Origin of the sequence: Streptomyces sp. KR55, from assembly GCF_052245645.1 — a bacterium.
Classification (GTDB): domain Bacteria; phylum Actinomycetota; class Actinomycetes; order Streptomycetales; family Streptomycetaceae; genus Streptomyces; species Streptomyces flavusporus.
The window spans coordinates 1-11,454 of the sequence record NZ_JBQQCE010000321.1; the positions used below are offsets into that span (position 1 = coordinate 1).

Genomic DNA, 11,454 nt, shown 5'->3' on the forward strand with positions numbered 1-11,454 from the left:
TCCTCGGCCTCGCCGAACAGGTGCCGCACCGTCGAGCGGTAGTTGGCCCGTACGTGGCTGAGGGCGTGGGCGCGCGCCCGGTCCGGGTCGCCGGAGGCGATCGACTCGTACAACTCACGGTGCTCGGTGAGGAGTTGGGGCCACTCCTCGTTCTGCCGGGTGAGCCAGCGCAGGCGGCCGTCGACCGGTTCCATGACCGAGATGAGCAGGCTGTTGCCGGCCATGGCCAGGATGCGGTCGTGGAAACGGGTGTTGATGTCGGTGATGGTCTCGGCGTCCCCGGCCTCGGTGGCGTCGGCCGCGCTGCGCAGCAGGTCCCGCAGCTCCGCCAGTGCCTCGGGCGTCGCGCGTGACGCGGCCAGGCCGGCCGCATAGACCTCCAACGCCTCGCGGAGCTCGAACAGTTCCTTGACGTCGATCGGGGTGAGCCGGCGTACGACCGTGCGCCGCGGTGTCTCGAAGAGCACGAACCCTTCCGCGACCAGCGCCCGGATCGCCTCGCGGACCGGCACGCGCGAGACCCCGAACCGCTCGGCCAGCTCGCGCTCGACCAGCCGGTCGCCGGGGCGGAGGCGGCCCGCGATGATGTCCTGCCGCAGCGTGGCCAGGACGCGCTCGCGCACGGCTCCGAGAGGTTCGATCTTCGTCATGGGGCCATCTTCGCCGACCCCGGGTGTCTTTTACTCAGCGTTAACAACAGCGACATCGGTCGGAACGGTTGACGGCGGGACCATGGCGGCAGTTTGGTATACCAAACAGCGCCGCGGCAGCCACACACCTACGCCTACAAGCTCCCCACACCCCCACAAAGGCTGCCGTCCCCCGTCCCGTCCCCTGGAGGCCCCGTGTCCCTCGCCGACCGTGCCGAAGCCACCGGCACGACAGCGTTCGTCCCCGACCCACGCCTCACCAACGAAGACCTCGCCCCGGCCGGCAAGCGCAACTGGAAGGTCTTCGACCTCTTCGCCATGTGGATGTCCGACGTCCACAACCTCGGCAACTACACCTTCGCCGCGGGCCTGCTCTTCCTCGGCATGAACGTCTGGCAGATCTTCACGTCGCTGCTCATCGGCTTCGTGATCATCTACGTCGGAATGAACATGATGGGCCGCATCGGCCAGCGCACCGGCGTTCCCTTCCCGGTCGTCAGCCGTATCGGCTTCGGCGTCTGGGGCGCCAATATCCCCGCCCTGATCAGGGCCGTCATCGCCATCATGTGGTACGGCATCCAGACCTATCTCGCCTCCGTCGCCGTCAACGTGATGCTGCTGGCGGCCTGGCCGGGCCTGGAGTCCTGGACGCACAGCTCGTTCCTGGGGCTCGACGCGCTGGGCTGGGTGTCGTTCGTGGCCCTGTGGCTGGTCCAGGCGATGATCATCAGCCGGGGCATGGAGTCCGTACGGAAGTTCCAGGACTTCTGCGGCCCGGCGATCTGGGTGGTGATGATCGCGCTGGCGGTCTGGATCCTGGCCGAGGCCGACTGGACGATCTCCCTGACCAGCACCCCGCACCCGGTGTCGGTGGGTGAGCAGTGGCGCCAGTGGTTCGGCGCGGTCGGCCTGGTGCTGGCGACGTACGGCACCCTGATGCTCAACTTCTGCGACTTCTCCCGCTTCGCACCCGACTACCGCACCGTCAGGCGCGGCAACTTCTGGGGCCTGCCCGTCAACTCCACGGCGTTCGTGATCCTGTCGGTCGTCGTCACCGCGGGCGCGTACGAGGTGTTCGGCAAGGAGATCACCGACCCCGCCTACCTCGTCGCCGAGATCGGCAACACCTGGGTCCTGGTCGTGGGTGCCCTGACGTTCGCCGTCGCCACCATGGGCGTCAACATCGTCGCCAACTTCGTCTCACCGGCGTACGACCTTGCCAACGTCTGGCCGCAGAAGATCACCTTCAAGGTCGGCGGCATGATCAGCACGGTCGCGGCGCTGCTCGTGACCCCATGGAACCTGTTCTCCAACCCGACGGTCGTCAACTACTTCCTGGGCGGCCTCGGCGCCTTCCTGGGCCCGCTGTTCGGCGTCATCATGGTCGACTACTACTGGGTCAAGCACGGCCGCGTCGACGTGAACGAGCCGTTCAACGCCGACCCCGGCTCCCGCTACTACTACCGCAAGGGCGTCAACCCCAAGGCGCTGTGGGCGTTCCTGCCGGCCGCTGCGGTCGCGGCGGTGCTGGCCCTGGTGAAGACGTTCAGCGACGTGGCGCCGTACTCGTGGTTCATCGGCACGGCCCTGGCGGCCGGGCTGTACGCGGTCCTGTGCCGACGCGAGCGCAGTGCGGTGGAGGGCTGAGCGGGTGCGGATCGTCGTCACCAACTGCAACACCACGCAGGAGATGACCGAGGAGATCGTACGTGGTGCCCGGGCCGCGGCAGGCCCGGCCACCACCGTGACCGGTCTGACCCCCTCCTGGGGCCCGGAGTCCGCGGAGGGCTGGCTCGACAGCTACCTGTCGGCGGCGGCTGTCCTGGACGCGCTGCGGACGTACGAGGGACCGCCGTACGACGCGGTCGTCATGGCCGGCTTCGGGGAGCACGGGCGCGAAGGCGCACGGGAGCTGCTGGACGTACCCGTCGTCGACATCACGGAGGCTGCGGCGCATCTGGCCTGCCTGCTGGGCCGGCGGTACGGCGTCGTCACCACGCTGGAGCGGTCGTGCGGGCAGATCGAGGACAGCCTGGAGACGGCGGGCGTGGGGCGTAACTGCGTCGCCGTCGTCGGCACGGGGCTGGGCGTCCTCGACCTCGGCGACACCGACCGTACCGAGGCCGCGTTCCTGGCGGCCGCCGAGCGGGCGCGGGCGGCTGGGGCCGAGGTACTGGTGCTGGGGTGCGCCGGGATGACGGGGCTGCAGCGGGTGGTGGGGGAGAAGCTGGGAGTGCCGGTTGTCGACGGGGTGGGGGCGGCGGTGCGGTTGGCGGAGTCGCTGGTCGGGCTGGGGCTGACGACGAGCCGGGCGGGGAGTTATGCGAGGCCGGTGCGGAAGAGGCGGGAGTGGGGGCGGGGCGTGGGGTGACCGGGGGCTCACGGCCGCCACACGTACCGCACGTCCGGCTCCTGCTCCTCGTTCCCGCTTCCGTTAGTGCGCTCGACGGCGACGAAGCCGTGGCGTTCGTAGAAGCGGTGGGCGGGGGAGTTGACCTGGAAGGTCCACAGCGTCAGGCCCTGCGGACTGCGCTCCTTGGCGAGCGCGACGAACCGGTCACCGATGCCGCGGCCGCGCCAGTCGGGGTGGAGATACAGCTGGGACAGCTCGGCCCCGGAGAGCACCATCACGCCCACGACACCGTCCGCCGACTCCGCGACCCAGGTCTCCCGGAGGGGCACCACGACCTCCCGGAAGTAGGTGCGCACCTCGTCATCGGTGCGGGGCCGGATCACGGTCGGCAGCGCGGCGGCGAAGGAACGCAGCCAGACGTCGGCCGCGGGGCGCGCGTCGGCGGCTTCGGCCCGGCGCAGGACGGCCGTCATGGGCGTGCCCCGGAGGCGTGGGAGTAGGTGGGCGGTGGGAGGAGCGCGGGGACGGTGACGCGCTGGATCACGGGAGCTCCTGAGAGGGCCGACAGTGCACAACTCACCGATCCTCCAGCCCGCTTGCCGACCCCGCATCCGAATTTCCCTCACCCCGCACGCCGAGTGCCGAGAGACTGGCGTACGGACTCTCCACCCGCCACCCGTCCTCTCGTGCCACCCGCTCGAAGACGCCGATCTTGTACGCGAGTCCCTCCGGCTCACCGATGTCGCACCACCGGTCAGCATGGGCCCACTCCTTCTCTCCCCGCACCAACGGCCGTCCCCGGATGGCCAGATGCAGCGCCAGCGTCGATCGTGCGTACAGGCGCAGCGCGCGCTCTTCCGGAATACGCCGGAGCTGTTCGGTCTCCCGCAGACAGAGCCGCCCGTTTGCACTCCCGGCCACGAGGAGCGGGACCGGCTCTGCCGAGTCCGCGGCAGTGGCCGTCAGGAACGTCACCTCACCCCTGGGCGTCTCCCGGACTTCGTACCGCGGCAGATACGACAGCCGGGCGAATCCCAGGGCGTGCTTCCACGAAGTGACCCACAGTCCGCGGCCGAGGTAGTAGCGGACGGTCGGCTGCCAGGTCCAGTGCGTGTCCAGGCGGAAGCCGTACATCTCTTCGGCCCGACAGGCCTCGTACACGGTGTCCAGCACGGCCGAGGCGCGCCCCTGCCGCCGGGCGACGGGATGGATGTAGAGCGAGGAGACGCGCAGCGCGCCCACACCCATGGGCCATGTGTCGACGGCGACGGTTCCTACCGGCCCGCTCCCGCCGTCCGGCCGGTGGATCCAGTACCTCCTTCGGAAGTCGTCGTTGTAGCTGTGCTCGCGCCCCGACCGGCCCAGTCCCAGACGTAAGCGCTTCTCGCCCGCCACGGTGAGCGAGTCCGGGTCGACGCAGGTGCCGAGGGCGCCCTCGGCAAGGGAGGCGAGGTCCCAGAGGGCGAAGCGGCGTCCATCGCCGAACCTGACGGGCCGCAGCCCGGAGTGAGCCGTCAGACGTTCGTGCACCCGCAAGGCTTGATCGTCCTTCATGCGCCTGGAGCGTAGAGACGCGCCCGCCCCGCAGGCCGGGCCTCGTGCAGCTTCGCCGGGGCATGTCATCCCGTCGGTGGACCGCACTCCCGTTCACGCAGCTGCCGTTCGCACTCCTGTGCAAGGTCCGGGTACGCCTTGGAGATGGCCGCACAGACCCTGCGCCGCAGCAGTTCCTCCGCCGCGGCGCGCCCGGTGCTGCCGTACAGGCCGTCGAGCAGTTCGTCGTACCGAGTCAGCCGATGACGCAGGTAGTTGACCTTCCAGCGGTCGAGCGCACCGGGCTCGGCACTCTCGACCGTGGCGGGATCCGGAACGTGCTCCCAACGCTCGTAGGCCCGCTCCTCGTCCCGGCGATTGCGGTGTTCGACGGCCAGCGTCGCCAGCCTGTGCGGAGCCAGCCGCGGCACGTCGATGGGCTCCGCCGCGATCCGCGCGACCACCTCCCGCCGCCTGCGCGAAGCGGCAGCCCGCGCGGCGGCGGACCGCCGTGCGGCAACCGCCGAAGCGGCCCGGAACTCCTCGCTCAGCTCGGCGGCTTCGACGCGCTCGATGCTGTAGAGGCGGGTCTGCGGGGCGGAACAGAAGTGCGGATTGGGGCGCAGCAGATCGGGCTCGCCGAGCAGTTGGCGCACCATCGCGGGGGTCCATCCCCGGGCCCGCAGTCCGGCTGCGGAGAGGTGTGTGCGGGTCGGCTGGAACCGCTCTTGGTCTCGGTCCTCTGGATTCTTCTCGTGCGCAGTCATCAATGGTTCCCCCGTCGTCGTTACGTTGAGTGACGACTTCATTGATAACGCGCGGCACTGACAACGGCCCCGACGCGACCTCCGAGCCCTGTGGAGGACGACCTCAGGCCGCCAGGCCGATCAGCCGCCGGTGGCGGATGCTCTCAAGTTCCCGAACCGTCAGGACCCCTCTGACCTGCGGGGGGCCGATCCGACGGGGTGAGGCCTCGGGCGTAATTGCCTGGAGGTGCGGCAGCAGGGCTACGTACTCTGCGCCCATGCCCTCCCTCACCGACTCCGACTTCCTCAACGCCGTCGCCGACCGCCTGGCCACCCTCCCCACCGTCCAGGCCGTCGCCCTCGGCGGCTCCCGAGCCCAGGGCACCCACCGGCCCGACAGCGACTGGGACCTGGCCGTCTACTACCGCGGCCCCTTCGATCCGGCCGACCTCCGCGCCCTCGGCTGGGAGGGCGAGGTGTCGGAGGTCGGCGGTTGGGGTGGGGGCGTCTTCAACGGGGGAGCATGGCTGACGATCGGGGGGCGGCGGGTCGACGTCCACTACCGCGATCTCGATGTGGTGGAGTGGGAGTTGGCGGAGGCGGAGGAGGGGCGGTTCCGGGTGGAGCCGTTGCTGTTCCATCTCGCCGGGATTCCCAGCTACTTGGTGGTCGCGGAGCTGGCGATCAATCGGGTGCTGCGGGGTGAGCTGCCGCGGCCGGTCGGCTATCCGGAGAAGCTGCGCCGCACGGCGAGCGAGCGCTGGTACGGCACGGCCCGGGCCACGGTGGCGTACGCCAGGGCCAACCATGCCCCGGCGGGCCGGCTCACCGAGGTCGCGGGGGCCATCGCGACGGCTGCCGTGCAGGCGGGGCATGGGGTGTTGGCGGCGCGGGGGGAGTGGGTGACGAATGAGAAGCGGCTGTTGGAGAGAGCCGAGATGCGGGGTGTCGACGGCGTCATCGCTTCTCTCACAGAGCGCCGTGACCGGATGGCTCAGGCACTGGCCGAGGCGGAGAAGCTGTTCGAGCGAGCGATCGAAACGGCGGCATCGACCGTCACCAGAGAGCCGAGGTGAGATGGCACTGCTTTGGCACTCTGAGGAGCCTTCGCTGCGGTTGTCCGGTACCTCGCGCTAGTGTTCTCCTCGAACATCATCCATTGCGGTCCGACGGGCTTCCGCTACAGGACATGCCCCCATCCGCACGAGTTGCTTCGTGCTGCCTGGGGGCTTTTCCGTGCTGTATCGCGGTTCGGTGTTGACCGTTGCTGCCGAACACATGTCAGGGCCTGAAGACCGGATTTCGAGCACGCTGGCCGTCTACTTGACCGAGCAGTTCTTCCATACCTACCAACGCAAGCCGAGTGCGTCGGAGATCCGGTCATGGGAGCGCAGCATTCCGCAGGTGGCGAACGCCTTGATGGACGCGGGCCTGGGCGGTGTCGAGATGATGCTCGAGTATCAGCTTCCCCTGTCGAGCAAACGTGCCGACGTGGTCCTGGCCGGAATACATCCTCAGACCGGGAACCCGTCGTATGTCGTCGTCGAGCTCAAGCAATGGAGCTTTGCCGAGCCTTACGACGGCACGGCCGAGCGTTGTCTCGTCGAGGGATACGGCAGGCCGAAGCTCAACCCGATCCTCCAAGTTGCCGACTACTGCGACTACTTGGCGGGATTCAACAGCGCCGTAGCGCTGAACCCCGAGCGGATTGCCGGTGTCGCCTACCTCCACAACGCCACCGAGTCGGGTGTGGAGGGCCTCTACGACGTGGGGCAACGGCCACACGGACGGCTGTTCAGCCGGGATCGCCGTGGCGCGTTCATCGAGTTCCTGAAGTCACGTTTCGCCCCGGAGTCCGGAGCGCGTGCTGCCGACGAGCTGCAGCACGCGGTCATCAAGCCGTCACGGCAGCTGATGGACGTCGCCGCCCGGGAGGTTCGTGAGCGTGAGGAGTTCGTGCTTCTCGACGAGCAGCACCTCGCCTACGAGACCGTGATGCACGCCGTACGCAAGGCACGCCACTCGGACCACAAGGAAGTCGTCATAGTCACCGGCGGCCCCGGTACTGGTAAGAGCGTCATCGCCCTGTCACTTCTGGGCGAGCTGTACCGCAACGGCCACACCGCACTGCATGCGACAGGATCGCGCTCCTTCACACTGACCATGCGCAAGATCGCAGGGGCACGGAAGCCCGCGGTCAAGAAGCTCTTCAGGTACTTCAACGACTTCATGGCGGCCGAGAAGAACGGTCTCGAAGTGCTGCTGTGCGACGAGGCTCACCGAATCCGCGAGACATCGAACCAGCGGTGGACGCCGGCCCGGCTCCGAACCGGAAAGCCGCAGGTGGAGGAGCTCATCGATGCGGCGCGAGTCCCGGTCTTCCTGTTGGACGAGCATCAGGTCGTGCGGCCGGGCGAGCAAGGTACGGTCCCGCAGATAATCGAGGCGGCCGAGCGCCGTAATCTCGACTGGCAACTCGTGGAACTGGACGCCCAGTTCAGGTGTGGGGGCAGTGAGGCGTACGTCCACTGGACTCACCGCCTCCTGGGCTTCGAGGACGGCGGTCCCACCCGCTGGGAGCCGGACGGTTTGATGGATCTGCGCGTAGCGGAATCTCCGGCGGAACTCGAAGCGTTCCTGCGGGCGCAGCAGGCGGACGGCGACCGCGCACGCATGACCGCCGGCTACTGCTGGCCGTGGGCGAAGGACGAACCGAGGGACGGCGAGCCGTTGCCCCTCGACGTGCAGATCGGTGACTGGAAGCGGCCCTGGAACCTGCGCGGAGACCGCTCCGTGTCGGGCGCACCCCCGGCGGCCCTCTGGGCCACGGATCCGGCAGGCTTCGGCCAGGTCGGCTGCGTGTACACGGCCCAGGGCTTCGAGTACGACTGGAACGGCGTCATCATCGGCCCGGATCTCGTGTGGCGCAAAGACCGGTGGGTGGTGGACCGGGCCGCCTCGAAGGACCCGGACCTGCGTCGCAAGAATGTGACCGACGACGTCGTCGATCGGCTCGTACGCAACACCTACAAGGTTCTGTTCACTCGCGGTATGAAGGGGACGGTCCTGTACTCGACGGACGCCGAGACCCGGGCCAAGCTGCGGGAACTGGTCGAGGGCGAGGCACCAGCTCCGGCCGTGCCCGCAGGTCACGGCGCGTAGTTGCACGGGCGCAGGCAGCCGTCATAGGCTGGCGACAGCATCAATACAAGGCTGCGCTCAGCGCAGCAACCCCTATGGTCGCCCTTCAGGATTCTGGGGCGGCCATAGTTGTTTCCAGAAGAGCGTTGAAGATCGTTGGTGACCGGGGGAGCGCTTGTACCTCTGCTATGTCGATGAGTCCGGCGACGGCCAGACAGTCGATCCTTCCACTCCCGAAGCACCCCCGGTCATGGCCATCGGCGGCATCATTGTCGACGAGTCCCGGCTGCGCGCGCTCACCTGGGACTTCATTGACTTCAAGAAGCAGTTCCGTCCCACGCTGCGCCGCACGGCCAAGCTGAGCGAAGTCATCCGGACCGAGATCAAGGGATCGGACATCCGCGCCCACCTCCGCAAGGGCAACCGCAACCAGGTCCGTATGGCGCACGGTCTGGTCGACAAGCTGCTGACACTCTTAGAGCGGCACGACTGTCGCGTGCTGGCGAAGATCTGCGTCAAGGAGGACGGCGTCACCAACGCCGAGGAGGCGATGTACGGCGCCTCCGTCGCGTCCCTCTGCGCCACGTTCGAGAACTACCTGGCCGGCCGAGCAGACCGCGGGGTAGTCGTCCTCGACAGCCGCACGAAAAGCAAGAACGTCGACAACGTGCACTGCGTCACGACACGAAAATTCCGCGCGGGCGGTGACCTGCTGCCCCACGTCGCCGAGTCCCCGGTGTTCGGCCACAGCGACTCCCACATCGGGCTGCAGATCGCGGACCTACTGATGTCCGCCATCCTCTTCCCCGCAGCGTGCGCGACCTACGCCGACGACCTGACCTGGAACACCCACTGTCATCCTGCCTACGCCGCCATAAGAGACCGCCACTGCCCCCGCGTGGGCAAGCTCCAGCACCGGTACCGGACACCAACGGGCAAGTGGGCGGGCGGGGTTGTGGTGTCGGACCGGCGACGGGGGCGGTCGGCTTCGGCGCTGTTCCCGGCTGTGGTGCCCGCAGCTGTCATTCCTGGCCAGCAAGGTTCTGCGGCATCCGCTCTTCTGAAGCCGTGAGGCCGATGCCGGTCCTTCGGTGATGCGGCCTGCCGCGATTCGTGAACCTCCGCGGACGTGCCTCGGCGACACTCCCGCGACGCCGCCCGCGGCGCCGGTCAGGCGACCGGGGGCGTAGGCCGGTCTGCGGCGAACGGTACGAAGGCTGACCAGGCTGCGTCCGGGACCGAGAGCCGCGCGCTGTCCTTGATCTTGGAGTCGCGGATGTGGACGGTGCCGGGGGAGGTTGCCACCTCGACACACTCAGGGCCGTCGCTGGTGCTGTAGCTGCTCTTGAACCACGACAGCTTGACGGCACTCTCGGCAGAGGGCTTGTGGCTCATGTCTCTCCCAGCACTTTCTCAATGAACGCCAGTGACTCACGTGGCGTGAGAGCTTGCGCTCGGATAATCCCATACCGTGCCTCGAAGACGCGGACATCCTTACGTTCGGCGGTAACTCGGCTGAACAGTGCCGCCTCCGAGTGGGCCACCTTGTGACCGTTCTTGGGATCCAGCAGCAGGAACGAGCCACCGCCCAACCCTGAGTGATCCTCAAGTCCTGTCGGCATTACCTGGATCTCGACGTTCCGCAACTGGCCGACCTCCAACAGGCGTTCGAGCTGTCCGCGCAGCACCATCCTGCCACCGACTGGGCGGCGCAGTGTCACCTCCTCCTGGACAAAACTGAGGAACGGTCCTGGAGACCGGTCGAAGATCTCTTGGCGGGCCATGCGTGCTGCCACGTACCGCTCGATGGTGTCCTCGTCCAACATCGGCCGGTGCATCCGGTATAGGGCTCGGGAGTAGTCCTCGGTCTGCAGGAGGCCGTGAATGACAGTGCTCGCGTAGGCGCAGAGGTCGGCCGCGTCCGCCTCCAGTCGGGCGAGGTCCCGTACCTTCTTCGGGTACCGGACCTTCTCCACGTCCTCCTTGAACTCGGCCAGCATCCCTTCCGCCCCCAGCACCTCGTCGGCCTTGATGAGGAAGGCGGGCTTCGGGATGCGCCGCCCCCGCTCGACCGCCGACACTTGGTGCTCGGTGTAGCCGATCGCACTGCCCAGCTCCGCCTGCGTGATCCGAGCCCGCTCGCGCCAGCGCCGCACATGCCGCCCTACCATCTCCAGGATCTCGGACGAGGCCTCGTCCCAGTCCTGCTCCTCGGCGTCGCCCTCACTGTCCCTCATCTCCGCACTCGCCACGTCGTCCCACCTCCGAAGTCACGGCCGACAACCCGGACAGCCGACCCCGATCACTCGACACATCACGCTCTGTGTCGGCTGCTGCCCTGTTCAGAGTGTGAATCGAGCCGACACGCTGAGTGACGTGAATCCGGAAAACGTCACCCTCAAATGCCCCACGCCGCCCCACCACTTCACGATCCGGCTCTCGCCAACCCGCCGCGGAGCCCGCCTCGCCCGACGCCTCGCCGTTCAGCAACTGGACGCATGGGGCTGGGCGTACGACACAGAGGTCTCGGACACCGTTGCTCACCTGGTCGCCGAACTCGCCGCGAACGCCGTCCAGCACGGGCGCGTGCGCGGCCGTGACTTCCGGATGCGGCTGAGTGTCGCCTCCGAGTCCACCGCAGAGTCGAAGCGCACTCTTCGTATTGAGGTCTCCGATGCCCGAGTCGATCACTTGCCGACTGCGCCCGATGACTCTCAACGCCCATGCAGCGACTCAGAGTCGGGACGCGGCCTGATGCTCGTCAGCGCGTTTGCCGACGCCTGGGGTTGCGACACGTCCGACCCCGTGGCCAAGACGGTCTGGGCAGAGGTTTATCTGCAGTGATCCGGCGACCGTGAAAGTTCCCACCGGGCCCCCGGATTCCCGCACCGCGGACGCTGCGGCCTAGGGCCTGTCTTCGGTTGTGATCAGTTTCGGGTTTTGGGTCCTGGATGAGGTCGTGGTCCGGTAAGACTCTGGTGTGACACGTGCGCAACTCACCGATGAGGAGTGGGAGTTCATCGAGCCGTTC

The 11,454-nt window shown here is 68.0% G+C and carries 12 protein-coding genes; 6 read left to right on the plus strand and 6 right to left on the minus strand.

Annotated features, from left to right (window positions below; genetic code table 11):
- Positions 1-650: GntR family transcriptional regulator (locus tag ACTWQJ_RS35305; RefSeq protein WP_443310545.1), on the minus strand; the 650-nt coding region annotated here is incomplete at its 3' end.
- 195 nt (positions 651-845) lie between these two features.
- Here ACTWQJ_RS35305 and ACTWQJ_RS35310 point away from each other — a divergent pair.
- Both ACTWQJ_RS35310 and ACTWQJ_RS35315 read left to right on the plus strand, forming a co-directional pair.
- Positions 846-2,297 (plus strand): NCS1 family nucleobase:cation symporter-1, encoded by a 1,452-nt coding sequence (locus tag ACTWQJ_RS35310; RefSeq protein ID WP_443310546.1) that lies wholly within the window; start codon positions 846-848, stop codon positions 2,295-2,297.
- Positions 2,298-2,301: 4 nt separating this feature from the next.
- Positions 2,302-3,021 carry an aspartate/glutamate racemase family protein gene (locus tag ACTWQJ_RS35315; protein WP_443310547.1) on the plus strand — a complete coding sequence of 240 codons (720 nt, stop codon included), beginning with the start codon at positions 2,302-2,304 and terminating at the stop codon, positions 3,019-3,021.
- An 8-nt stretch (positions 3,022-3,029) separates the two neighbouring features.
- Here ACTWQJ_RS35315 and ACTWQJ_RS35320 read toward each other — a convergent pair whose 3' ends face one another.
- From ACTWQJ_RS35320 to ACTWQJ_RS35330, 3 genes are all read right to left on the minus strand, one after another.
- The gene (locus ACTWQJ_RS35320) at positions 3,030-3,476 is read right to left on the minus strand and encodes a GNAT family N-acetyltransferase (protein WP_443310548.1); all 447 of its coding nucleotides are present in this window, start codon (positions 3,474-3,476) and stop codon (positions 3,030-3,032) included.
- A gap of 103 nt (positions 3,477-3,579) precedes the next feature.
- Entirely contained in the window at positions 3,580-4,557 is a 978-nt protein-coding gene (locus ACTWQJ_RS35325; RefSeq protein ID WP_443310549.1) for a GNAT family N-acetyltransferase, read from the minus strand.
- A gap of 65 nt (positions 4,558-4,622) precedes the next feature.
- Positions 4,623-5,303 carry a hypothetical protein gene (locus ACTWQJ_RS35330; protein ID WP_443310550.1) on the minus strand — a complete coding sequence of 227 codons (681 nt, stop codon included), beginning with the start codon at positions 5,301-5,303 and terminating at the stop codon, positions 4,623-4,625.
- 257 nt (positions 5,304-5,560) lie between these two features.
- Here ACTWQJ_RS35330 and ACTWQJ_RS35335 point away from each other — a divergent pair, with 257 nt between their 5' ends.
- The 3 genes from ACTWQJ_RS35335 to ACTWQJ_RS35345 all read left to right on the plus strand — a co-directional run bounded on the left by ACTWQJ_RS35335 (position 5,561) and on the right by ACTWQJ_RS35345 (position 9,495).
- Positions 5,561-6,358 carry a nucleotidyltransferase domain-containing protein gene (locus tag ACTWQJ_RS35335; RefSeq protein WP_443310551.1) on the plus strand — a complete coding sequence of 266 codons (798 nt, stop codon included), beginning with the start codon at positions 5,561-5,563 and terminating at the stop codon, positions 6,356-6,358.
- A 202-nt stretch (positions 6,359-6,560) separates the two neighbouring features.
- Positions 6,561-8,444, plus strand: a complete 1,884-nt coding sequence (locus tag ACTWQJ_RS35340; protein ID WP_443310552.1) for a DNA/RNA helicase domain-containing protein — start codon at positions 6,561-6,563, stop codon at positions 8,442-8,444.
- A gap of 154 nt (positions 8,445-8,598) precedes the next feature.
- A complete protein-coding gene (locus ACTWQJ_RS35345) occupies positions 8,599-9,495 on the plus strand; it encodes a DUF3800 domain-containing protein (protein WP_443310553.1) in 897 nt (298 codons plus the stop codon).
- A 98-nt stretch (positions 9,496-9,593) separates the two neighbouring features.
- Here ACTWQJ_RS35345 and ACTWQJ_RS35350 read toward each other — a convergent pair whose 3' ends face one another.
- Both ACTWQJ_RS35350 and ACTWQJ_RS35355 read right to left on the minus strand, forming a co-directional pair.
- A complete protein-coding gene (locus ACTWQJ_RS35350; protein ID WP_443310554.1) occupies positions 9,594-9,818 on the minus strand; it encodes a DUF397 domain-containing protein in 225 nt (74 codons plus the stop codon).
- The gene (locus ACTWQJ_RS35355; RefSeq protein ID WP_443310556.1) at positions 9,815-10,660 is read right to left on the minus strand and encodes a helix-turn-helix domain-containing protein; all 846 of its coding nucleotides are present in this window, start codon (positions 10,658-10,660) and stop codon (positions 9,815-9,817) included. The genes ACTWQJ_RS35350 and ACTWQJ_RS35355 overlap by 4 nt, the downstream gene beginning before the upstream one ends.
- 112 nt (positions 10,661-10,772) lie before the next feature.
- Here ACTWQJ_RS35355 and ACTWQJ_RS35360 point away from each other — a divergent pair, with 112 nt between their 5' ends.
- The gene (locus tag ACTWQJ_RS35360; RefSeq protein ID WP_443310555.1) at positions 10,773-11,267 is read left to right on the plus strand and encodes an ATP-binding protein; all 495 of its coding nucleotides are present in this window, start codon (positions 10,773-10,775) and stop codon (positions 11,265-11,267) included.
- Positions 11,268-11,454 lie beyond the last annotated feature (187 nt).

Bases quoted from the DNA above. Each gene is read 5' to 3' on its own strand.
- ACTWQJ_RS35320 (WP_443310548.1), bottom strand. From the start codon at position 3,476: ATGACGGCCGTCCTGCGCCGGGCCGAAGCCGCCGACGCGCGCCCCGCG.
- ACTWQJ_RS35325 (WP_443310549.1), bottom strand. From the start codon at position 4,557: ATGAAGGACGATCAAGCCTTGCGGGTGCACGAACGTCTGACGGCTCAC.
- ACTWQJ_RS35330 (WP_443310550.1), bottom strand. From the start codon at position 5,303: ATGACTGCGCACGAGAAGAATCCAGAGGACCGAGACCAAGAGCGGTTC.
- ACTWQJ_RS35335 (WP_443310551.1), top strand. From the start codon at position 5,561: ATGCCCTCCCTCACCGACTCCGACTTCCTCAACGCCGTCGCCGACCGC.
- ACTWQJ_RS35340 (WP_443310552.1), top strand. From the start codon at position 6,561: ATGTCAGGGCCTGAAGACCGGATTTCGAGCACGCTGGCCGTCTACTTG.
- ACTWQJ_RS35350 (WP_443310554.1), bottom strand. From the start codon at position 9,818: ATGAGCCACAAGCCCTCTGCCGAGAGTGCCGTCAAGCTGTCGTGGTTC.
- ACTWQJ_RS35355 (WP_443310556.1), bottom strand. From the start codon at position 10,660: ATGAGGGACAGTGAGGGCGACGCCGAGGAGCAGGACTGGGACGAGGCC.